This window comes from uncultured Roseovarius sp., from assembly GCF_947489715.1.
Lineage (GTDB): Bacteria > Pseudomonadota > Alphaproteobacteria > Rhodobacterales > Rhodobacteraceae > Roseovarius.
The window spans coordinates 382,658-403,853 of the sequence record NZ_CANLER010000003.1; the positions used below are offsets into that span (position 1 = coordinate 382,658).

Annotated in this window: 20 protein-coding genes and 1 pseudogene; 15 read left to right on the forward strand and 6 right to left on the reverse strand. The window is 59.6% G+C overall.

Features of this window, described 5'->3' with window-relative positions:
* Nucleotides 1-101 precede the first annotated feature (101 nt).
* The 4 genes from Q1B27_RS11405 to Q1B27_RS11420 all read left to right on the forward strand — a co-directional run bounded on the left by Q1B27_RS11405 (nt 102) and on the right by Q1B27_RS11420 (nt 4,115).
* The gene (locus Q1B27_RS11405) at nt 102-1,361 is read left to right on the forward strand and encodes a D-amino acid dehydrogenase (protein WP_299847561.1); all 1,260 of its coding nucleotides are present in this window, start codon (nt 102-104) and stop codon (nt 1,359-1,361) included.
* 315 nt (nt 1,362-1,676) lie between these two features.
* Complete coding sequence (locus tag Q1B27_RS11410; RefSeq protein WP_299847563.1) at nt 1,677-2,282, forward strand: hypothetical protein; 606 nt, start codon at nt 1,677-1,679, stop codon at nt 2,280-2,282.
* Between the two features lie 139 nt (nt 2,283-2,421).
* Nucleotides 2,422-3,099, forward strand: coding sequence for an OmpA family protein (locus Q1B27_RS11415; protein WP_299847565.1), 678 nt, complete (start codon nt 2,422-2,424; stop codon nt 3,097-3,099).
* Nucleotides 3,100-3,317: 218 nt separating this feature from the next.
* Nucleotides 3,318-4,115, forward strand: coding sequence for a phytanoyl-CoA dioxygenase family protein (locus Q1B27_RS11420; RefSeq protein WP_299847567.1), 798 nt, complete (start codon nt 3,318-3,320; stop codon nt 4,113-4,115).
* On the opposite strand, the gene Q1B27_RS11425 is transcribed toward Q1B27_RS11420, so the two are convergent.
* On the reverse strand, nt 4,112-4,408 hold the full coding sequence (locus Q1B27_RS11425) for an antibiotic biosynthesis monooxygenase (protein WP_299847569.1): 297 nt from the start codon (nt 4,406-4,408) through the stop codon (nt 4,112-4,114). The genes Q1B27_RS11420 and Q1B27_RS11425 overlap by 4 nt on opposite strands.
* Nucleotides 4,409-4,554: 146 nt before the next feature.
* Between Q1B27_RS11425 and Q1B27_RS11430 the strand changes: the two genes are divergently transcribed.
* From Q1B27_RS11430 to Q1B27_RS11445, 4 genes are read left to right on the forward strand one after another with little or no spacing between them, the layout of a single operon-like run.
* Nucleotides 4,555-5,202 carry a lysophospholipid acyltransferase family protein gene (locus Q1B27_RS11430; protein WP_299847571.1) on the forward strand — a complete coding sequence of 216 codons (648 nt, stop codon included), beginning with the start codon at nt 4,555-4,557 and terminating at the stop codon, nt 5,200-5,202.
* Entirely contained in the window at nt 5,192-6,133 is a 942-nt protein-coding gene (locus tag Q1B27_RS11435) for a phosphatidate cytidylyltransferase (RefSeq protein WP_299847573.1), read from the forward strand. The genes Q1B27_RS11430 and Q1B27_RS11435 overlap by 11 nt, the downstream gene beginning before the upstream one ends.
* Nucleotides 6,121-6,510 carry a hypothetical protein gene (locus Q1B27_RS11440; RefSeq protein ID WP_299847576.1) on the forward strand — a complete coding sequence of 130 codons (390 nt, stop codon included), beginning with the start codon at nt 6,121-6,123 and terminating at the stop codon, nt 6,508-6,510. The genes Q1B27_RS11435 and Q1B27_RS11440 overlap by 13 nt, the downstream gene beginning before the upstream one ends.
* Nucleotides 6,507-7,127: a CDP-alcohol phosphatidyltransferase family protein gene (locus tag Q1B27_RS11445; protein WP_299847577.1), complete on the forward strand. Its 621-nt coding sequence runs from the start codon at nt 6,507-6,509 to the stop codon at nt 7,125-7,127. The genes Q1B27_RS11440 and Q1B27_RS11445 overlap by 4 nt, the downstream gene beginning before the upstream one ends.
* 233 nt (nt 7,128-7,360) lie before the next feature.
* Here Q1B27_RS11445 and Q1B27_RS11450 read toward each other — a convergent pair whose 3' ends face one another.
* Nucleotides 7,361-8,674: a glutamine synthetase family protein gene (locus Q1B27_RS11450; RefSeq protein ID WP_299847579.1), complete on the reverse strand. Its 1,314-nt coding sequence runs from the start codon at nt 8,672-8,674 to the stop codon at nt 7,361-7,363.
* The gene (locus tag Q1B27_RS11455) at nt 8,667-9,518 is read right to left on the reverse strand and encodes a MurR/RpiR family transcriptional regulator (RefSeq protein WP_299847581.1); all 852 of its coding nucleotides are present in this window, start codon (nt 9,516-9,518) and stop codon (nt 8,667-8,669) included. Before Q1B27_RS11455 ends, Q1B27_RS11450 begins: the two co-directional genes overlap by 8 nt.
* A 117-nt stretch (nt 9,519-9,635) precedes the next feature.
* Here Q1B27_RS11455 and Q1B27_RS11460 point away from each other — a divergent pair, with 117 nt between their 5' ends.
* From Q1B27_RS11460 to Q1B27_RS11490, 7 genes are all read left to right on the forward strand, one after another.
* A complete protein-coding gene (locus Q1B27_RS11460; protein WP_299847583.1) occupies nt 9,636-11,417 on the forward strand; it encodes a branched-chain amino acid ABC transporter ATP-binding protein/permease in 1,782 nt (593 codons plus the stop codon).
* 24 nt (nt 11,418-11,441) lie between these two features.
* Nucleotides 11,442-12,602: an ABC transporter substrate-binding protein gene (locus Q1B27_RS11465; RefSeq protein WP_299847584.1), complete on the forward strand. Its 1,161-nt coding sequence runs from the start codon at nt 11,442-11,444 to the stop codon at nt 12,600-12,602.
* An 11-nt stretch (nt 12,603-12,613) separates the two neighbouring features.
* Entirely contained in the window at nt 12,614-13,330 is a 717-nt protein-coding gene (locus Q1B27_RS11470; protein WP_299847586.1) for an ABC transporter ATP-binding protein, read from the forward strand.
* Nucleotides 13,330-14,223, forward strand: a complete 894-nt coding sequence (locus Q1B27_RS11475; protein ID WP_299847587.1) for a branched-chain amino acid ABC transporter permease — start codon at nt 13,330-13,332, stop codon at nt 14,221-14,223. Before Q1B27_RS11470 ends, Q1B27_RS11475 begins: the two co-directional genes overlap by 1 nt.
* 5 nt (nt 14,224-14,228) lie before the next feature.
* On the forward strand, nt 14,229-14,996 hold the full coding sequence (locus Q1B27_RS11480) for an N-formylglutamate amidohydrolase (protein WP_299847588.1): 768 nt from the start codon (nt 14,229-14,231) through the stop codon (nt 14,994-14,996).
* Nucleotide 14,997: 1 nt separating this feature from the next.
* A complete protein-coding gene (locus tag Q1B27_RS11485; RefSeq protein ID WP_299847590.1) occupies nt 14,998-15,636 on the forward strand; it encodes an isochorismatase family cysteine hydrolase in 639 nt (212 codons plus the stop codon).
* Between the two features lie 461 nt (nt 15,637-16,097).
* Nucleotides 16,098-16,499 carry a hypothetical protein gene (locus Q1B27_RS11490; RefSeq protein ID WP_299847592.1) on the forward strand — a complete coding sequence of 134 codons (402 nt, stop codon included), beginning with the start codon at nt 16,098-16,100 and terminating at the stop codon, nt 16,497-16,499.
* Between the two features lie 272 nt (nt 16,500-16,771).
* Here Q1B27_RS11490 and Q1B27_RS11495 read toward each other — a convergent pair.
* From Q1B27_RS11495 to edd, 3 genes and pseudogenes are all read right to left on the reverse strand, one after another.
* Nucleotides 16,772-18,198 (reverse strand): annotated as a pseudogene (locus Q1B27_RS11495) (transposase).
* Nucleotides 18,199-18,721: 523 nt separating this feature from the next.
* Complete coding sequence (gene eda / locus Q1B27_RS11500) at nt 18,722-19,375, reverse strand: bifunctional 4-hydroxy-2-oxoglutarate aldolase/2-dehydro-3-deoxy-phosphogluconate aldolase (protein WP_299847594.1); 654 nt, start codon at nt 19,373-19,375, stop codon at nt 18,722-18,724.
* Between the two features lie 5 nt (nt 19,376-19,380).
* Nucleotides 19,381-21,192: a phosphogluconate dehydratase gene (gene edd, locus Q1B27_RS11505; protein WP_299847596.1), complete on the reverse strand. Its 1,812-nt coding sequence runs from the start codon at nt 21,190-21,192 to the stop codon at nt 19,381-19,383.
* Nucleotides 21,193-21,196 lie beyond the last annotated feature (4 nt).

Below are 21,196 nucleotides of genomic sequence, written 5' to 3' on the forward strand. Positions count from 1 at the left end.
GCACGCCGCCGCAGGGTGGTTCACCGCGCGCGGTTTGCAGTTGTAAACCAGCGGTGCAGACGCCAGGAGAGGCCGGGTTCAATGCGCGAAAGGGCGGGATGATGAAAGTTGTGGTGATGGGTGCGGGTGTAATCGGCGTGACCACCGCCTATTACCTGGCCAGGCAAGGCGCCGAGGTGATGGTGCTGGATCGGCAGACCGGCCCGGGTCAGGAAACCAGCTATGCCAACGCCGGGGAGCTATCCTATGGCATGACGTCGCCCTGGGCGGCACCCGGCATTCCGGTGAAGGCGATCAAGTGGCTGTTCATGAAGCGCCGCCCGCTGTTCATCTGGCCGCTGATCAGCCCGACCATGTGGATGTGGTCGATCCAGATGATCCGCAACTGCAATGCCGAGAGCTACGCGGTCAACAAATCCCGCATGGTTCGGATTTCGAATTACAGCCGCGACGTGATGCCCGATCTGATCGACGAGACCGGGATCGAATATGATGGCCGCGCACAGGGCACGCTGCAACTGTTTCGGACGCAAAAGCAGTTGAAAGGCTCGCGCGCGGATCAGGAGATCCTGGCAGAATTCAACAGCCCGTTCGAAGAGCTGGATCGTGACGGCTGCATTGCGGCGGAACCGGCGCTGGCCAACGTGCGCGACAAATTCGTGGGCGGGTTGCGCCTGACGGCGGATCGCACCGGCGATTGTCGGCTGTTCACCATTGCTTTGGCCGAAAAGGCCGCCGAGCTGGGTGTGCAGTTTCAATACGGGCAGTCCATTCGCGGCATCGCCGTCGAAAATGGCCGCGTAGCGGGCGTGGATACCGAGATGGCGGGCCGCATCACCGGTGACAGATATGTCTGTGCCCTTGGCAGCTATGCGCCCCGCATCCTCAAACCCATCGGTCTGAAACTGCCGGTCTATCCGGTCAAGGGCTATTCGGTCACGCTGCCGGTCACCGACGATGCCAAGGCCCCGCAATCGACCCTGATGGATGAAACCCACAAGGTGGCGATCACCCGTCTGGGCGACCGGATCCGGGTGGCGGGCACCGCCGAGATCGCCGGCTATTCCAACCGGCTGGGGCCGCATGCAACCGATACGGTGAAACACGTGATTGGCGATCTTTTTCCCGGTGGCGGCGATCTGAGCCAGGCCGAAGGCTGGACCGGTCTCAGGCCGATGACACCCGATGGCACGCCCATTCTGGGACCGACGAAATATGACAATCTTTTCCTGAATACCGGCCACGGCACGCTGGGCTGGACCATGGCCTGCGGATCAGGCCGGGCCGTGGCGGATGTGGTGCTGGAACGTGAGCCGGATATCTCTTTTGACGGGCTGACGGCCGCGAGATACGCCAGCTAACACCGCTTCACAGCTCGGTTCGGGCATAAAACCATTTCCGGCCTTAAGGAGTGCCGCCACGCCGGGCAGCGGTTGGCGCACCATTGATCCGACCGAAATTTGCGACACCACACGCGGTCGGGCACGGGCCCTCTGCCGGGCCAGACCCGCAGGGTGGCTTTGCCCTGCTCATAGCCTCTCGGGGAACATTCATAAATTGGGTTTTTCTGATCGCTGATACGCGCCGCCCTGGCGGTATTTGCCCGGCAAGGCGTTTATGCATATTCTCGCGCCATTAGCCGAAGTCGAATTTACAATGAACAAGGAGCTTTTCCCGTGACCTATCAGGACATGCTGAATGCCATTCTTCTGGAATCCGAGACCGAACGCCGCCGCCTGATCCGCGACCATTGGCGCGATGCGTTCTCGGACGGGTTCATCGCCTATGTCCAAAGCCAGATCGACGCGGCCGAGGCGTTTGTGAATGGTGAAAAACGCGGGCTGGCTGCGTGGCTACCGGACATCATGCAGGATGTGGCCATGGCCGGGAACAAGCTATACTTGGGTCAGCTGGTCACGGTCTGGGACAGCATGAAAACGGTCTATGCCCAGCTTGCCACCGCCAGCAAGGCGGAGGGCAGCCCAACCGGCATTGCCGCCACCGCCAAAAGCAATGGCACCATGCCACGGGGGGCCACGATTTCGATGGCCACCAGCTGCTCGCGCTGTGGGGCCGCGTCGGATGGCGGGCTGTGTACGGCGTGCTCGGATCACGAAGATTTCGTCGAAGCTGATCGATTGGAATATGAGCGCCTGCAATACGAACAGCAGGAGTACGAAAACCAGCTGAACGATCAGGACTATTTCCAGCAGCAGGCCGATACCTACCAGGCCGATACGAGCTATTACGACAGGCAGATGGATTTCAACGAGAACAACTAGCGCGCCCAGAGGTGTTTTTCAGGCGGAAATGCGCAATTTGCTGCCGAATTCCCCTCTGATTTCGCTTGGGCGACGCGCTGTTATTGCATAACATTGCCGCAGACCCGACCTAACGGGCGTGAATAACGAGGCGAAAATTATGACATACACAAAGAAACCCATCCTGCTTCTGGCGGGCGCATCCCTGTTGATGGCCACGGCCTGTACCGATCCCGGCTATGTTGGCGGCGGCGGTGGCGGCGCGCCGAACAATGCCCAGAAAACCAAGACAGGCGCCCTGATCGGCGGTCTGGTCGGTGCCGGTGTTGGCGCAGCGGTCAGCGACAAGAAGGGCAAGGGCGCCCTGATCGGTGGCCTTGCAGGAGCGGGCATCGGGGCGGGCATCGGCTATTCGCTGGACAAGCAGGAGGCCGAGCTGCGCCAGCAGTTGGAAAATGAGGATATCCGGATCACCAATACCGGCGATCGCCTGATCCTGACCATGCCGCAGGACATCCTGTTTGCCACCGATAGTGCGCGGGTGAATGGCGGTCTGCGCAGCGATCTGCTGAAAGTGGCGAACAGCCTGCAGCAATACCCGCAATCGACCGTGCAGGTCGTGGGCCATACCGATAATACCGGAGCCGCAGCCTATAACCAGGATCTGTCGGTGCGGCGGGCCAACTCGGTCGCCGATGTGCTGCTGGACGGCGGCGTGGCATTCAACCGCATCAACGCATTCGGCCGCGGCGAAGATCAGCCCATCGCGTCGAACCTGACCGAAGCCGGCAAGGCGCAGAACCGCCGGGTCGAGATCGTGATCCTGCCGACCTCGTGACCGCGCGCTGAAATCAGCAAGAACCCCGGCGGGCCTGACCTGACCGGGGTTTTTCTTTGACTGGCGTTGATCTGATTGAGTGCGCGGACGCGCACGCCTGATCTCTCGTCGTCGGCCTCCGGCCTTCTCCTCGGGCCGCCTGCCGCAGCGTTGGTAATCCGGGCTGGACCCGGCGGCGCGGGACGGTAATGTGGCGATAAGGCACGGAAGGGACAGCGATGCATTCTTTGATCACGCAGGCGCATATCGAGGATTTTCAACGCGATGGGGTCGTGCTGATCCGCGGGCTTTTCGCCGATCATGTCGAGAGCCTGCGCGCCGGTATCGAGCGCAACATGGCCGAACCCGGACCCTATGCAGCGGAGAACCTGAAGAGCCACGAAACCGGGCGGTTTTTCGACGATTACTGCAACTGGCAGCGCATTCCCGAGTTTCGCGAGGTGATCGAAACCTCGCCCGCCGCACAGGTCGGGGCCGAACTGATGCAATCCGAGTCCGCGCAGATGTTCCACGACCATGTGCTGGTGAAAGAACCCGGGACGTCGAAACCGACGCCGTGGCATCAGGACGGACCTTACTATTTTGTAGACGGGCGGCAGACGGTCAGTTTCTGGTCACCGCTGGACCCAGTGCGCGATGCCTCGCTGCGCTGCGTCGCGGGCTCGCATCTTTGGGAAAAGCCCGTGCTGCCGACACGCTGGCTGAGCGAGGATGATTTCTATCCCGACGCGGATACCTATATGCCTGTCCCCGACCCGGATGCCGACGGGATGCGGATCACCGAATGGGCGATGGAACCGGGCGATGCGGTGGCGTTCAACTATGGCATACTGCATGGTGCGCGCGGCAATGAGACAGGCCAGCGCCGCCGCGCCTTTTCGCTTAGGCTGGTGGGGGATGACGCTCGCTATACCGAGCGTCCCGGGCCGACATCGCCGCCCTTTCCCGGACATGGCATGACCCAGGGTGAGAGGCTGCGCGCGGACTGGTTCCCGCAGCTTTGGCCGCGCCCTTAAGACGTCACCAGATCGTAATGCTTGATGTTGCGCGCCTGCACCATCACCGCCTCTTCGGGCAATATGTGCGGGTTGGCGTAATCCTCGCCAACAAATGCTTTCAGCGCCTCAAGACTGTCCCAGATCATGACCATGCAGAACTCGTTCGGGGTTTCGGGGCGGGCAGCACCAAAGGTGACACTGTGCAGCCCCTCGGTGCGCTGCATCAACGGGATCGCGGTGCCGTGGAAAAAGCTCGCAAACTCAGCTTCCTTGCCCGGATGGGTGGTGACCTGGAATACGCGTATGATCATGGCGCCCTCCTGTTTCTGGGCCATACTATAGCACGAAACCGTCCTTTCCGGCGCCGGGGTAGAGATAACCTGACTTGATTTCGCCCGGCCCAACGGGTCAGATTGCGCAAAAACAAGACACCCCAGGGACGGACGGGACAAATTTCATGCGCCTATTGGCTTATCTGGTCGCGTATCTGATCATCGGGTTCGCGCGTTTCATCACCGCCGTGCGCGCCAACTGGCGGGACGAGGCGCCGCGGGACGCGCAGACAATCTATTTCGCCAATCACACCAGCAATGGCGATTTCATCCTGATCTGGGCGGTGCTGCCGCCGCGGCTGCGCTGGAAAACCCGGCCCGTGGCCGCCGCCGATTACTGGCTGACCTCACCCATTCGCAGCTATATCGGCCGACAGGTAATCAACGCCGTGCTGATCGACCGCCGCCCCGAAGCGCGCACGCTTGACCCTGTGGACCAGATGGCCGAGGCGCTGGATGGCGGCGCCAGCCTGATCATCTTTCCCGAAGGCCGCCGCAACGACACCGGCGAGACGCTTTTGCCGTTCAAGACCGGCATCTACCATGTCGCCAAAAAACGGCCCGATGTGCGCTTCGTACCGGTCTGGATCGAAAACCTGAACCGTGCCCTGCCGCGTGGAGAGGTCATTCCGATCCCCTATATCTGCACCTGCACGTTCGGGGCCGCGATGCAGCTGCGGGATGGTGAAACCAAGGAACAGTTCCTGACCCGGGCACAGGACGCGGTGCTGGCGCTGGCCCCCGGCAATGGGGAGACCTCCGATGGATCGTGAAACTCTGATGACCCTGATGCTGGGCGTCTTCCTGGTGCTGGCGGTGGCAACGCTGACCGGCGGCTTCCTGTCCATGCGGGTAACGGACGGCCCCAACCGGTCGGTCGTCGAAAACCTCAATGCGCGGATCTGGGCGTGGTGGGTGATGGTGATCCTGCTGGGGCTGTCGTTCCTCTGGGGGCGCACCGGGGTGACACTGCTCTTCGCGGTCTGTTCATTCAACGCCCTGCGCGAGTTCATCACGCTGACCAACGCGCGCCGCGCCGATCACTGGATGCTGGCGGCGGTGTTCTTCGTGGTGCTGCCGCTGCAATATTACCTCGTCTACACTGACTGGTACGGGTTCTACACCGTGCTGGTGCCGGTCTATGTCTTCCTGCTGATGCCGGTGATCTCGGCGCTCAGGGGCGTGGTCAAGGATTTCCTGATCCGCGTGGCCGAGGTGCAATGGGCCGCCATGGTCACGATCTATTTCGTCAGCCACGTGCCTGCCCTGCTCAGCCTCAATATCCCCGGTTTCGAGGATCAGAACATCCAGTTGGTCGCCTTCCTGATCATCGTGGTGCAGGCCAGTGACGTGCTGCAATATGTCTGGGGCAAACTGATCGGCCGCACCAAAATCGCACCGTCGCTGTCACCGTCGAAGACCGTCGAAGGTTTCGTGGGCGGTGTGGCCAGCGCCACGCTGCTGGGGGCGTGTCTTTACTGGGTGACGCCCTTCACCTTCTTTCAGGCCGGGGTGATGTCGCTGATCATCGCGCTGATGGGGTTCTTTGGCGGGCTGGTGATGTCGGCGATCAAGCGCGACCGTGGGGTCAAGGACTGGGGCGACGTGATCATGGGCCATGGCGGCTTCATCGATCGGCTGGATTCAGTGATTTTCGCCGCCCCGATCTTCTTTCACCTGACCCGCTACTGGTGGCACGTTTGATTGCCCGCCTGGCGCAGAATACGGGCGTGCATGTGGCGGTCGGGTTCCTGGCGATGGGCAGCTGGGCCGTTTATGCCAACAGCGCGCATCCGATGCCGAAACCGCTGCTGGCGGGGCTGGTGCAGGGCGCGCTTTCGGGGGCCATCACCTATGCGCTGAAGCGCAGCCTTGACGGGCTGAGGGCCCGCATGGCGCGGGGCTTGGGCTGGTGGCTGCCACCCCTGATCGCGCTTGCCCTGTCACTATGCCTGCTGGTTGGCGCGCATTTTCTGGCCGGCACGCCCGAGATTGCCCGCACCATCAGCGTGCCCTATTCGGTCGCCTGTCTCTACGCGGTCACCTACAATTTCCTGATGTGGAGGAGAGACGCCAAATGACCGACCGCCGCCCCATCGCCAGCCGCGAAACCGGCTGGGCCCGTGGCCTGACCCGCGCGCTGGCCAGGACATCCGTGACGCCCAACCAGATCTCCATCGCCAGCATGGGCTTTGCCGCGCTGGCGGGGGTGGGTTTTTATCTCGGCGTCGGAGCTGAGGGCTGGGCCCGCGTGGTCCTGCTTCTGCTGGCCGCCCTTTGCTGCCAGCTTCGGCTGATCTGCAACCTGATGGACGGGTTGGTCGCGGTCGAGGCGGGCAAGGGCACGCCCGATGGCGCCTTTTGGAACGAAGCGCCGGACAGGGTGTCCGACATCCTGATCCTGACCGGCATCGGCTATGGCATCGGGTTGCCCGGTCTGGGTTGGGCCGCGTCCGCACTGGCCGTGAGCACCGCCTATATCCGCGAACTGGGCCGCGCCGCGACCGGAGAGAATGATTTCTGCGGCCCGATGGCAAAACCGCATCGCATGGCCGTGATCACCCTTGCTGCCGTATTGGCCGCGTTCTGGACGGTCGCACCGGTCCTGCAAGGCGCGCTATGGGTCGTTGCCATCGGTGCAGCCGCAACCGCCTTGCGCCGAAGCTACCGGATGATCGACCGTCTGAAGGCAGAGTAACCATCGCTGGGCGGACTGGCGTCAAACCTCTGAGCACGGAACGAGTGCCAGATCATTGAGGTGACAAGCAGGAACACGCGGTTTGATATTTGGACAAGAGCCCCGATAGGACAGCAACCGACCTTGAGGAGGTTGACAACGGGATTTCGTCGCGAAAGCACTCACCGGGGGCAAGCTGTATCAATCAGCAAAATGCACACAAGGCGATCTGCTGCAGCTGGAACTTTCCGAAATCAGTAGACACGTTCATAAGCCGCGCAGCGTGCGCTGGTGTCTTTGTCTTTCAGAAACGCAATCTCACCCCGTTTATGGGCGGTGTAGACGGCTGGGAAAGCAGCGGGAAACCAGCCGCAGACGGTTTTGTTTTCCTCAAACCGGCGGAGCGCCTCTTCGAGCGTTTCGGGCAGGCGGACATACCCGCGCACCGACAGCTCATTGGCGGACAATACCGACAGATCTTCTTCGGTGACGTTTGGGGCGGGCAAGCCATCTTCGATCCCCTGCGCCCCGGCGTGAACAATTGCGGCAAGCGCCAGATAGGGCGAGGCGGCGGCATCTGCGGCGCGGTATTCAAAATTGTACTGGCGCGCGATGCTGGACGGATCTGTCGCCGTCACCGGACAGATGCGCACCGAAGCTTCACGGTCTCTGAATCCAAGGTTATTGTAGGCCGCAGACCAGCGATGTGGGGTCAGCCGCAGATACGAAACATCAGACGGGGCCGTCAGGGCGATGATGCTTTCGAGATATTTCAGCACGCCGGCAATAAACGAACCGGTGACCTTTGACATGCCCGCAACGCCGCTTTCATCGTAGGTTGCGGGGGCGCCGTTTTCGTCCAGAAAGCTGATATGGATATGCACCCCGTTGCCGACACCGTCGGGATCGCGGATGGGGGTGAATGTCACCTGTTCATCCAGGCGTTTTGCGGTCATGCGCGTGACCTCACGCAGCACCGTGGCCTGATCGGCCGAACGGTGATCCTGGGCGGGTCCATTGGTAACCTCGTATTGGTTGGCGCCATATTCCTTCATGAAGGTGTCGGGGACCAGCCCGGCCTGGTCCAGTGCCGCCATTAGCGCTTCGCCAAATGGGCGGCGCTCGGCGAACCCGCTGAGGGTGTAGGCCTCACCTGGTTGTTCACCGCCGGTCTTGAACTGAAACTCATGCTCGAAGGCGGACATAAGACTGACGCCACCTGCGGATTTCAGTCTATCCAGTGCTGCTTTCAAGAGAGAACGCGAGCAGAAATCCCACGGCCTGCCGTCAAGATCGGTGATGTCACCCAGCATGAATTGCTCAACCGCACCACCGTCTTGGAAATCCAGCACCACATTCGTATATTCATCCGGGATCAGCAGCAGATCGCCAAGTGCACCAAAGGGGCTGTCGGCGATTGCATCAAAGCAGGTGATCATCACATTCGTCGGCGTCCAGCCAACCCCCCGTTTCAGGCGTTTTTCCAGATCAGACGCAGGAAAAGCCTTGCCACGAACCTTACCGGCAAGGTCCGACGTGGCCGCAAAAATCATTGGAGTCTTAATCATCGTCATGCTCTCCAAAATCCAACCGCACTGAATCCCATTCTTCGATGCGGGTTTTTGTATGGTCCCAGTTTTCCTCGGCGATGCGGGTCACAAGTGCCTCGACCAATGCCAGCGCCCCGGTATAGCTGTCCCACAGGGTGCCGCTGTCAATCGGCACGGCCAGAACTTCGCTGGCGCGTCCCGAAATCGGCGACAGCCATTCATCCGTCAGCAGGATCACCTGCACATTGCGTTTATCAATTGCCTTCTGGGCAAGGGCAGACAGGCTGTTTTGATAGCGTCGAAAATCAAAGATGAATAATACGTCGCGCGGGCGCATCCTCAGCAAATACTCCGGCCAGACCTCGGGGTCCGAGGGCAGGTGAAACACTTTGGCGCGGATCTGGCGCAGGTGCAGCGACAGGTATTGGGCCAGAGTGTCACTCATCCTGCCGCCAATCACATAAATGCTGCGTCGCTCATCCGCCAACATAGCGGAAATGCGCCCAAACTGGGCCTCGGACACGGCCTTGGTCGCGTCTTTCACCACGGCCCCGGCGCGCTCAAGGAAACTTTCGAGGAAAGCACCGTGGATGGGGGCACTGACGGCTTGCAGCTCTACCGGCGAGCGCTGGCCCTGTTTCAATTCTCCGATCAAATGGCGTTGAAAATCCTGAAATCCCTGAAATCCCAGTTTGGTGACAAAACGCGAAATACTGGGCGGCGAGGTGTTGGTGGCCCGGGCAAGCTCCTGGATCGGCTCTAACCCGGCAAACGGATAGTCCAGCAACAGCGCCGTCGACAGCTTGCGCTCGGTCGATGTCAGGTCGTCCGACAATTGTTCTATGCGTTCACGAACTTGCATTCTGCCTCCTGCCCGACAATGGAACCACTATGAAAAGAATTTGTCAATTAATGCAACACAGTTGACTTTGAAAAATATAGATCACTATGGTATCTCAACAGATCTTTGAGATTCTACATGATTACATCACCGCGCAAACACATCATTGTCTCGGTCACGGCTATCGTTCTGGCGGTTGTCGTGGCAGCGGTTCTGGCGACGGTACTGGGCACGGCAAGTGAACGGGTTCTGACTGTGTTCTTCATCTCGTTGATCGCGGTGGTCGGCATGGGGGTCTATAGCGGAAATTCCGGGATTTTGACGTTTGGGCACCTGTCGTTCATGGCCATCGGGGCCTATGCGGCATCTCTGCTGACCCTTCCGGCACAGCTCAAGATCGCGACCCTGCCAAAGCTGCCCGAATGGTTGGCGACAACGGAAATGGGCCTGTTACCGGCAACCTTGATCGCCGTGCTTTTGACCTGCGCGGTTGCCCTGCTGATAGGCCTGGCGATTGGCAAGCTTGAAGGGTCGGCGGCCGTGATCTCGACCCTGGGGCTGTTGATCATCGTGCACGGCATCGCCATTGGCTGGCGCGATGTGACACGCGGATCGCAGACCTTCTTTGGCATCCCGCGCGAGGCCTCGCTTTGGGTGGCCGCAATCGGTGTCATCATCGCGCTGATAGTTGCCCGGCTTTATCGCGATTCCATTTCAGGACTGCGCCTGCGGGCGGGTCGTGAAAACGCCATTGCCGCCAGTGCGGTGGGTGTCCGTATCCGGCGCGAACGGCTGATCTCGTTTGTTCTCAGTGCCGCCCTGATGGCCCTGTCCGGTGCATTGATCGCACATTTCCTGGGCGCCATCAGCCCCAAGAAATTCTACTTCACCGACACTTTTTTGCTGCTTGCCATGCTGATCGTCGGCGGCATGACAACGGTGACCGGCGCCATAACCGGTGCGGTGACCATCACCATCGTGATCGAGGTTTTGCGCCGCTTCGAAGGTGGCTTCACGCTGGCAGGCTGGGACATGCCTGCGATTTTTGGCACCACCCAGATCGGCATCGGGTTGATCATCCTCTTTGCCATGTTCCGCAAACCCGACGGGTTGGCGGGCCTCAAGGAATGGGAAGAACGCCTGTTTCCCGGCAGACCCGGTACCAAAGCCGCACCTGACATCGCTCAAAGCGCAAAGGCCGAGCCCCTGACCGCCACGGGCATGACCATGCAATTTGGCGGATTGGTTGCGGTGAATGATGTCGCCCTCACCCTGAACCCGGGTGAAATTACCGGGCTGATCGGGCCAAACGGATCGGGCAAGACAACCCTGATGAACATGTTGTCAGGCGTATTGGTGCCCACCAAAGGCAGGTTCTACCAGGGCACCACAGAACTGTCGGGCCTGGTATCGCACGAGATCGCAAACCGCGGAATTGCACGGACATTCCAGAACATCCGCCTGTTTGACACCCTGAGCGTCTATCAAAACGTGTTGGTCGCGGCCTTGTCGACAAACGGGGGCAAGAATGCCCACGGCCGTGCCCAGGCCGCGCTGACGCGGATGGGCGTTGCGGATCACGCGGACGAGGACGCCGGAACACTGTCTTACGGCGATCAACGCCGGGTCGAGATTGCCCGCGCCCTGGCCTGCCAGCCATCGCTGTTGTTCCTGGATGAACCGGCCGCAGGCATGAACCGCGATGAAACCGATAACCTGACCGAAACCCTGCGCGCCCTGACCCGTGATCTGGGGCTGGGGATTTTACTGGTCGATCATGACCTGAAGCTGATCAACCAGCTTTGCGATCGCATCGCAGTGCTGAACGAGGGCCATCTGATCGCCGAAGGCACCCCACAAGACATCCGAAATAACCCTGTCGTGATTGAGGCCTATCTTGGCCCCAACCGACAAGACTGACCAAAACCAACAGGAGGAAGATAAATGAAAAAGACATTACTTGCATCAACCATGGTGGTCGCAGCCGCACTTGCCGGGCCTGTCTCCGCCGAAGCTTTGAAAATTGGCCTTGCGACCGCGCAAACCGGCGGGCTTGCCGGCTATGATGGCCCGGTAATCGAAGGTCTGCACATCGCAGTGGACGAGATCAACGCGGCGGGCGGCATCAATGGCAAAATCATGATCGAGCTGATTGAAAAAGATGTCCGCTCGGACGCGGCGCAAACCGCGATTGCGGTGCAGGAACTGGCGGATGAAGGCGTGTCCGTTCTGGTTCTGCCCTGTGACGCCGACCCGTCACTGGCGGCAATCGGCACGGTGACCACTGCGCAAATCCCAGCGATATCAACCTGTGCCTCGTCCCCTACCTTGCCAATGATTGGTGGGGATTACATGTTCGCCAACTTCCCCGGCGATAACGTGCAGGCCACGGTCAGCGCCGAATGGGCCTGGGCACAAGGCCATAAATCAGCCTACATCATCTACTCGCCCGACACCCAGTATACCACCATGCCGCTCTACTTTGCGGATGTGTTCAGCGCGCTGGGCGGCACCATGATGGGGCAAGATACCCATACCATCGGTCAACAGGATTTCTCGGCGATTGCCACCCGCATTGCCGCGCTTAATCCGCAACCTGATGTGATCATGACCTCGTCCTATGAGCCTGATTTCCCCTCAATGCTCAAAGCCTTGCGCGCCGCCGGTGTCACGGCCCAGGTGATCGGGTCAGACGGTATCGACAGCCCGACCACCTTCTCACTCGGTGATGTGGGTGAAGGCGTCGTGTTTTCCACCGCCGGTCACGCCACCGAAGGAAGCCCGCTGGCTGACTTCAATGCCAAATACGAGGCTGTCACCGGGAACGCGTCTGAGACCGTGTTCAACGCGGTTGGGTATGATCTGGTTGTCGTCGTCGCCGAGGCGGTCAAGGCCGCAGGAGGTTCGACCGACCCGGTCGCCATTCGCGATGCGATGGCCGAACTTGAAAACGTGCGCGGAGCAACCAGCCTGATCACCTATAAAGGCACCAATGGCATGCCTGTGCGCGAGGTCACGCTGATCCGGGTCAAGAACGGTGCGCGCGAATTGGTCGGACAGCCCAGCCCAACGGCTTCGCTGATCCCGCCCGCCCGCATGCAATAAGGCTCTCCCCCATGGCATCGCTTCTTTCAGTCCAGTCGCTTGCGGTCAGTTATGGCCCGATCGAAGCGGTGCGCGGGGTCGATTTCGACATCCAGAAAGGCGAGATCGTCGCCTTTCTGGGCGCCAACGGGGCCGGAAAATCCTCGACCCTGAATGCGCTGGTGGGCCTGGTGCCGGTCGCCAGCGGCACGGTGTCCTTCAAGGGCGAAGATATCACTGATTGGGCACCGGAAAACCTGGCCCCGGCAGGATTGACCTTGTCGCCTGAGGGACGGCGGGTCTTTGGCGCGTTGAGTGTTGCGGAAAACCTGCGCATGGGCGCCTTTTCAATCAAGGACAAGGTGGCATTGGAGGCCGCATGGGAGCGGGTCTATACCTTGTTTCCCATCCTTCACGAACGCCGCGATCAGTTCGCCGGAACCCTGTCGGGTGGTCAGCAACAGATGCTGGCGGTCGGACGGGCCTTGATGAGCAATCCCAGCCTCTTGTTGCTGGATGAGCCGTCGCTGGGTCTGGCCCCCAAGATCGTCGGTCAAATCTTTGATCTTATCGCGCTGTTGCGCGACCAAGGGGTGACGCTCGCGCTGGTCGAACAAAATGTCTCAATGGCGTTGGAAATTGCCGACCGGGGCTATGTGCTTGCCAGCGGCAAGATAGTGGCCTCAGGCCCAGCCGCCGAACTGGCCCGGTCAGAGGCATTGAAATCAGCCTATCTGGGGGGCGAATAGTGGATTTGCTATTACAACAAACCGTCAATGCCTTTGCCCTTGGCGGCACCTATGCGTTGCTGGCGCTTGGACTGGCGGTGGTCTTTTCGATCATGGGGCTGATCAACTTTGCCCATGGTGAGTTGATGACCATTGCCGGATATACACTTATGTACTGCGGCATCGCCGGGGTATCCTTTATGCTGGCGGTACCACTGGCGATTGCCATGGCGATGATTGCGGCGGTGCTGATGGAGCGTATCGCCTTTCGCCCGGTGCGAAACAGTTCTGGTGCGACCATGCTGGTGACCAGCTTTGCCGTATCCATGATCCTGCAGGTGCTGTTCCAAAACCTCATATCCACACGCTCGCAGGCGGTAATCTTACCAGCGATCCTGTCCCAGTCGGTCACAATTGGCGGCCTGGTCATCGGCGTGAACAAAATCGCGGCGATTGTCGCGACCATCGTGATGCTGATCTTTCTGGATATCTTTATGAAGCGTCAGAAAACCGGCATCGCCATGCGCGCCGCAGCCGAAGATTTCAACATTGCCCGCCTGATGGGCATCCGCGCCAATACCGTGATTGCCGGTGCCTTTGCCCTGTCGGGCATGCTGGCCGGGGTGGCCGCGGTCTTGTGGGTCTCGCAGCGATCCTCGGTTGATCCGCACATGGGGTTCCTGCCCGTGGTCAAAGCCTTTATCGCCGCCATACTTGGCGGCCTCGGCAGCCTGCGCGGCGCCGTCGCCGGGGGTTTTCTGCTGGGCTTTATCGAGATCTACCTGGCCGCGTTTCTGCCTCCCGGATTGCAAGAGTTCCGCGACCCCATCGGGCTCAGTATCGTTGTCGCGATCCTGCTTTTCCGCCCCAACGGGTTGATCCCGGCGGCATCTCTCAAAAGCGAAAAGGTGTGATTTTGTTGCACAATGCTGCACCCCGGCCCCTACTTGGCCAAGATGACCCACCACCGGTCGAACTGGTTAACGAAGCCAGTGACCACCCGTTGGTTCTGGTGTGCGAACATGCAGGGCAAGCGATCCCAAAGGCGCTAAATGGCCTGGGTCTCAGCAGGGATAATCTGGACAGCCACGTCGGCTGGGACATCGGGGCCGAGGCGGTGACACGACATATGGCACAAGCCTTGGGTGCCCCCGCGGTGATCCAGCCTTACAGCCGATTGGTGATTGACTGTAACCGCCCGCCGGATGCACCCGACGCCATGCCAGCAGCCAACCACGGCGTCACCGTCCCCGGCAACCAGGCGCTTGATACACCAGCCCGAAATGCCCGCATTTGCGAGATATTCGAGCCGTTTCACGCCGCCGTAGCCAACTGCATCGCGCGGCACCCCCGCCGGATTGTCGTGGCCATTCACAGCTTCACGCCATCGCTCGGCGGGCATCACAGGCCCTGGCATATCGGGTTTTTGTTTCGCAAAGACACCGAAACCTCGGGCCATCTGGGCCGTTTCATCAGCGATGCCGACCCTGGTCTGACTGTGGGTATGAACCAGCCCTATCAGATCGACGACGGATCTGACTGGTTCGTCCCGCACCACGGCGAGGCCGGTAATATACCGCACAGCCTGATCGAAATCCGCAATGACCTGATTTGCGAAACAGCAGGTCAGGCATCTTGGGCCAAGACCCTTGGTGCCGCCATCGACCGATATCTCAAGGAGGTCTGACATGACCCTCACCAGAAACCTGCCACTGATCCCGTCACAATCAGCGCTCTTGTTCGTTGATGTTCAAAATTTCTCGGCCCACCGGGACGGTGGCGAATTCGCTGGCCTGACAGATGCCCAGTTTGACGAAAAACATGGCGGGCTGTTTGCGCAGTTGGAACATGTCATCCCGCGTATGCAAGCCTTGCAAGCCGCGTTTCGCAAGGCGCATATCGAGGTCATGTATACCACCATCGAAAGCCTCACCCTGGACGGGCGTGACCGCAGCCTTGATTACAAGATCACCGGTTTCAATGTCGCCAAAGGGTCCTGGGACGGCAAGGTGATCGACCAGATAAAACCCGGGGATGACGAGATCGTTCTGCCCAAATCCTCGTCCTCGGTGTTTGTTTCAACCCATATTGATTATGTACTGCGCAACCTCGGGATCAAGCAGCTGGTGATCAGCGGGCTCCTGACCGATCAATGCGTCGAAAGCGCCATCCGCGACGCCTGCGATTTGGGCTATCTCGTGACACAGGTCACCGACGCCTGCGCCACGGAAAGCCGATCACGACACGAGAATTCGCTGTCCACAATCAAAGGCTATTGTCGGCAGGTCACCACCCAAGAGCTGCTCGACGAATTGCAAAGCTTGTGATTGGTTCTGCTGGAAATCTGAGGACCACTGACCTCTCGCCTGTGAACAGAATGTAACGTGATGAAGAACGGTTGTTCTTAGCTTCAATACCCTGCGGAACCCTCGTGTTACTTCAGTTGACAGGCGCAGCAAAGGCTCACTTTTTTCGCATTGCGGACATGCTGATAAGGGCGATCGTAATCCCGGCGCGTGGTGTCGCCCTTATTGCTCAGACCAATGGCGCGGCCACGGCAACCGCGCGCGCGCCGCTTGGCCAATTTTTCAGCGCTCTTTATGATACATTATCCGAGTTGACGGCGCTTCAAATCTGGCTAAGGCCTTGATCGTGAAGCGTACTCTTCCACAAAGGAACCGGTTTTACTATCATCAAAAACATTACCGAGGTTCTCCTGCAATCGTCCTTTACCATCGAACAACAGACTCTTTTGTTGCATTTTCGGCTACCGTCACTGGTTGTTGGGTTGCTCTTGCTTGCTTTAATTCTGAAGGGGCTGATGCAGGCAGGCTCAATTCTGATCAACTACCTTACCGCAGAACCGTCATGGCCCTCACATTTTGCCTTTGGGATGCTCATCACGCTGGTGGCTGCGATCTTTGGCTGCTTATTTACTTGGGTCTTTTTCATCCCGTCCAAAAAGCTCGTCATTGATACCGCTGCCCAAGCAGTCCATGTGACGTATCGTTATCCGTTTGGTTTTCGTCAGGACGACGTTTTTGCTCTCGGTGATATCAGCCCACCGGACGTTGTGTGGCACAAGAATGTAGACAGCGCCGAAGGTGGATTTTGGGAGTTGAAACTAACGCTGCCGGATGGGCGTTCGATCACGCGTTCCTCGGTTTCGCCCAGCCTGACGAAGCAATAACAGCAGGCCGAGGCGTGGAAATCAGAGATCCTGGCTATGCGCCGCTAAAGCCTGGCGGTTCCACCTGTCTCGCATCTTGCCAAGCTGCGCCAAGGTCATCACCGCAACGATACCACACATCTATATAGCTTCCGCCAATGGCAGTTTCTTCCCGCATACCAGACCTTAGCGTATTTTGCAGCGAAAGACCGGAGTGAGCCGATTCTGTGGAAAAACAACGTGTTGCTGGCGCAGAAAGTGGCGTTGGAATGAGTGCACGAGCGTCTTTCTGATCAGGCGGTTTTCGGTTTCTGCGGTGCAGGAAAGGTCTTTGCCAGTTTGCGGAGGTTCTGGGCGGTTGCGGCGAGCAGGAATTCGTCATTGGCACCGCATGGGCCGCGTAATCGCAGCCGTCCCAAGCCGAGGATGCGTTTGAGGTGGGCAAAGAGCATCTCGACCTTCTTCCGCAGTTTCATTGAGATGTCATATTGGCGAGTTTTGGCAATGTCCCGAGCGACCTGGCGGGCATCTTCATGTTCTTCAAGTGTAATCTTGCGGGCGTCAGCATTTGGGCAGCATTTCATTTTCGACGGACAGGCCTGACAGGTGTGTTTCAAGGCCTGGTATTTGGCGACACCTTTGCCGGTGGGGCCACGGTTCGGGTCTGAGTAGTTCCGCCGGAACTGCTTGAGCGCCTCGCCTTCCGGACAGATATATTGGTTGTTCCGGGCGTCCCATTCAAAATCGGCGCGGCTCCATGTGCCATCTGTACGCCCGGCTTTGTCGATGACGGGGATGTGTGGGTTGATGCCACGCTTTACCAACCATCCCAGGTTCTTTCCGGAGCCATACGCTGTATCTGCAATCAGACGTTCAGGCCGCAAATCGAAGCGCCTTTTGACCCGGTTCAGCATCGTGCGTGAAGCACCAACCTCCGCACTCAGGATGGATCGACTGGCTTCGACATCGACGATGACCCCGTGATCTGTGTCGATCAGATAGTTGTCAGAATAGGCGAAGAATGCAGGGCCTTTGCCGGCCGCAGTCCATTGGCTGGTGGGGTCGGAATGGGAGGTGAACTTGGGCTTGACCGTCGTGGCTGCGCCAAAGGCCGCGTCATCCAGGACTTCCAGATATTCCCGAACGGCGCGCGGGGCACCATCTGAATCGATCGCGCCAGGGTCCCAGTCTTTCCTCGGCGTTGAGTTCTGCTTGTTGGCATCAGCTTCGATCAGGCTGACATCTGCTGCAAAGCGCTGGCCACTCACCAGACCATCAGCGATGCACCGCGCGACCGTCGTCTCGAACAGGTGGCGCAACAGATCGCTCTCGCGGAACCGGCCATGCATTGCCCGACAGGCGATTGCGTAGCAATCTGCCGAGAGGGGCGGTTTTTGGAAAACGTCGAATGATCTGGGACACGGTCGCTCAGATCGAGACGGCAGAACCACCTGTAAGCCAGGTTCAGATGCACCTCTTCACAAAGCCGCCGCTCGGACCGAATGCCGAGGCAATAGCCTACCAGAAGCATACGGATCAGCAACTCGGGATCGACCGAGGGGCGGCCCGTGTGGCTGTAGAAATCCGTCAGGTGCTGGCGGATGCTGCTCAGATCAGCGAACCGATCAATCGATCGCAGCAGGTGGTCTTGTGGGATGTGCTCTTCCAGCGAAAACTCATAGAACAACGCTGCTTGCGCTTCCTGCCTCGGTCCCAACATCGCTCAATCTCCCATCTCAATGTAGAGATGGAATCAGTCAACGTCCCTCGGATCAACGATAGTTTTTCAACAAAATAAGCCGGTTGCTGATTTTGCCCCTTGCCCGGCATCAAGGAGCGCCGCGACGCCGGGTAGCGCCAAATTCGCTGCATCGGAGCAAAAATTCATACTACTCGGCTGAAGGCAATGTGGTCATACAGGCTAGGCGTAAGAAAATTTTGGTGGGTGACGCGGCGCTAGCGAACTTTGCCAAATGGCTAAGATCATCTTTCAATATCAAAACCATTTGCGAGCGAATATTTGGCGAAGGATTGCATCGCGTTTTTCTGCGACACAGGCCCAGGTTCCCAGTCCGACCTGCAGCGCCAGCGCATTCCGGTCGAAATATGTCTTCGAGATATCCAGCAGTATTCCATCTGTTTTGGCGGAAAAAGCGTCGAGCCGATCGGAAACATTGAGCACGAACAGAATTTGCCGCCCTATGCCTCGACATGGTTCGGTTTCAGTTTTTGCCTGATGTCACTCATGCACTCATCCCCATGCCCGCCGCGTCCCGGGCCAGGGTTTCGATACCTTCCCAGTCGCCTACGGTGATCAGATCTTTTGGCGCGACCCAACTGCCGCCTGCACATAGAACGTTGTCGAGACTCAGGTAGGTTTCTGCATTGTCCTGTGTCACCCCTCCGGTCGGGCAGAAGGTGATCTGCGGAAGCGGCGCGCCGATGGCCTTGAGCGCGGGTGCGCCGCCCGAGGCCTCTGCGGGAAAGAACTTGAGGATGTCATAGCCCCGCGCTAGCAGGCGCATCGCCTCGGTGGCGGTTGCCGCGCCCGGCAGCAGCGGCAGGTCTTCGGCTTCGCAGGCAGCGAGCAATTCATCCGTCGCACCGGGAGAAACGCCAAAACTGGCACCGGCCGCCTTGGCGGCGCGCACATCATCCGGCGTGATCAGCGTGCCGGCACCGACATGCCCGCCGGGTACCTCGGCCATGGCGCGGATGGCGTCAAGCGCCGCAGGCGTGCGCAACGTCACCTCAAGGGCCGGCAGACCGCCTGCAATCAGCGCTTCGGCCAGCGGTCGGGCCGATTGCACATCATCTATAACCAGAACCGGAACGATCGGTGCCAGCGCGCAGATCTCGCGGGTTTGCCAGCGTGCATTACGTGGGGAAAGAGACATTTCGATCAACCTCCGAAGATGGACGCACCCACCGTGGCAGCGCCAACAGAATTGCGGAACATCGTGAACAATTCGCGCCCCGTGCCCGCCGTGTTTGCAGAAAGGTCTGCGGTGGCAGCGGGACGATCCTTGGCGGCGGGGTTCAGAATTTCAAGCGCGCCGGTTACCGCGTTGACCCGCAACAGATCACCATCCTGTAACTTGGCAATTGGCCCGCCATCCACGGCCTCGGGGGTCACGTGGATCGCGGCGGGCACTTTGCCGGAGGCCCCGGACATGCGTCCATCGGTTACCAGCGCCACCTTCTGACCCCGCCCTTGAATGATCGACAGGATCGGCGTCAGGCTGTGCAATTCTGGCATTCCATTCGCTTTCGGTCCCTGAAACCGCACAACGACAACCATATCGCCCGTCAACTCCCCCGCCTTGAAGGCCACCTTGACCTCCTCCTGGTCGTGAAACACGCGCGCGGGGGCCTCGACCAGCTGATGTTCGGGCGCCACCGCCGAAACCTTCATCACGGCGGTGCCCAATGAACCGGTCAGACGTTTTAGCCCACCAGTGGGCTGGAAGGGGTCGTTGGCCGGGCGCAAGATCTTGTCGTTCAGCGTTTCGTTGGTGCCATCTTTCCAACGCAGCGTGCCATCCGCAAAGATCGGATCCTTGGTGTAGTTTTCGAGCCCCTGACCGACCACCGTTTGGGTATCAGGATGCAGCAACCCCGACTTCAGCAGGTTGTCGATCATGTATCCCAAACCTCCGGCGGCGTGGAAATGGTTCACGTCCGCAAGCCCATTTGGATAGACCCGGGCCATCAATGGCGTCACGTCGGAAAGGTCCGAAAAATCCTTCCATTCCAATATGATGCCGCCGGCCCGCGCCATCGCAACAAGATGTATCAGAAGGTTGGTCGACCCACCCGTGGCATTCAGTCCGACTATGCCGTTCACAAAGGCGCGTTCGTCCAGGATGTCTGCGACCGGCGTGTAATTATTGCCAAGCGCGCTGAGCGACAGGGCCCTCTTCGCACCTTCGCTGGTCAGGGCATCACGCAGGTCCGTGTTCGGCGGAACAAAGCTCGCCCCCGGCAGATGCAGCCCCATAAACTCCATCAGCATCTGATTGGTATTCGCGGTGCCATAGAAGGTACAGGTGCCCGGCCCGTGATATGCCGCCATTTCAGCGGCCATCAATACCTCGCGCCCACATTCACCCGCAGCGAATTGCTGGCGCACCTTGGCCTTTTCGTCATTGGGCATACCGCTTTCCATCGGGCCTGCGGGCATGAAGACCGCCGGAAGATGCCCAAAAGCCTGGGCTGCGATCACAAGCCCAGGCACGATCTTGTCACAGACTCCGAGGAAGACAGCGGCATCAAATGTGTTGTGACTAAGCGCCACCGAGGCCGCCAGTGCAATCACGTCGCGGGAAAACAGTGACAGCTCCATGCCCGCCTCGCCCTGCGTCACGCCATCGCACATCGCCGGTACACCGCCCGCAACCTGTGCCGTGCCGCCAACGTCGCGCGCGGCCTGACGAATCAGGTCGGGATAGCGCTCAAAAGGCTGATGCGCCGACAGCATGTCGTTATAGGCCGTCACGATGCCAAGGTTCCCGGCGCTAGTCGCAGCCAGCCGGTCCTTGTCGGGTCCCGAGGCTGCATAGGCATGCGCCTGCCCGCTGCACGAAAGATGCGCCCGCGCGGGTCCCTTGGCACGGGCCGCGTCTATATTGGCCAGATGGGCCGAGCGGGTGGTGTCGCTGCGGGCAATGATCCGGTCGGTTACCCGAAGAACGGTGTCGTTCATCTTGCTCATCTTG

Bases quoted from the DNA above. Each gene is read 5' to 3' on its own strand.
- Q1B27_RS11405 (WP_299847561.1), top strand. From the start codon at position 102: ATGAAAGTTGTGGTGATGGGTGCGGGTGTAATCGGCGTGACCACCGCC.
- Q1B27_RS11415 (WP_299847565.1), top strand. From the start codon at position 2,422: ATGACATACACAAAGAAACCCATCCTGCTTCTGGCGGGCGCATCCCTG.
- Q1B27_RS11420 (WP_299847567.1), top strand. From the start codon at position 3,318: ATGCATTCTTTGATCACGCAGGCGCATATCGAGGATTTTCAACGCGAT.
- Q1B27_RS11425 (WP_299847569.1), bottom strand. From the start codon at position 4,408: ATGATCATACGCGTATTCCAGGTCACCACCCATCCGGGCAAGGAAGCT.
- Q1B27_RS11430 (WP_299847571.1), top strand. From the start codon at position 4,555: ATGCGCCTATTGGCTTATCTGGTCGCGTATCTGATCATCGGGTTCGCG.
- Q1B27_RS11435 (WP_299847573.1), top strand. From the start codon at position 5,192: ATGGATCGTGAAACTCTGATGACCCTGATGCTGGGCGTCTTCCTGGTG.
- Q1B27_RS11445 (WP_299847577.1), top strand. From the start codon at position 6,507: ATGACCGACCGCCGCCCCATCGCCAGCCGCGAAACCGGCTGGGCCCGT.
- Q1B27_RS11450 (WP_299847579.1), bottom strand. From the start codon at position 8,674: ATGATTAAGACTCCAATGATTTTTGCGGCCACGTCGGACCTTGCCGGT.
- Q1B27_RS11455 (WP_299847581.1), bottom strand. From the start codon at position 9,518: ATGCAAGTTCGTGAACGCATAGAACAATTGTCGGACGACCTGACATCG.
- Q1B27_RS11460 (WP_299847583.1), top strand. From the start codon at position 9,636: ATGATTACATCACCGCGCAAACACATCATTGTCTCGGTCACGGCTATC.
- Q1B27_RS11465 (WP_299847584.1), top strand. From the start codon at position 11,442: ATGAAAAAGACATTACTTGCATCAACCATGGTGGTCGCAGCCGCACTT.
- Q1B27_RS11470 (WP_299847586.1), top strand. From the start codon at position 12,614: ATGGCATCGCTTCTTTCAGTCCAGTCGCTTGCGGTCAGTTATGGCCCG.
- Q1B27_RS11485 (WP_299847590.1), top strand. From the start codon at position 14,998: ATGACCCTCACCAGAAACCTGCCACTGATCCCGTCACAATCAGCGCTC.
- eda (WP_299847594.1), bottom strand. From the start codon at position 19,375: ATGTCTCTTTCCCCACGTAATGCACGCTGGCAAACCCGCGAGATCTGC.
- edd (WP_299847596.1), bottom strand. From the start codon at position 21,192: ATGAGCAAGATGAACGACACCGTTCTTCGGGTAACCGACCGGATCATT.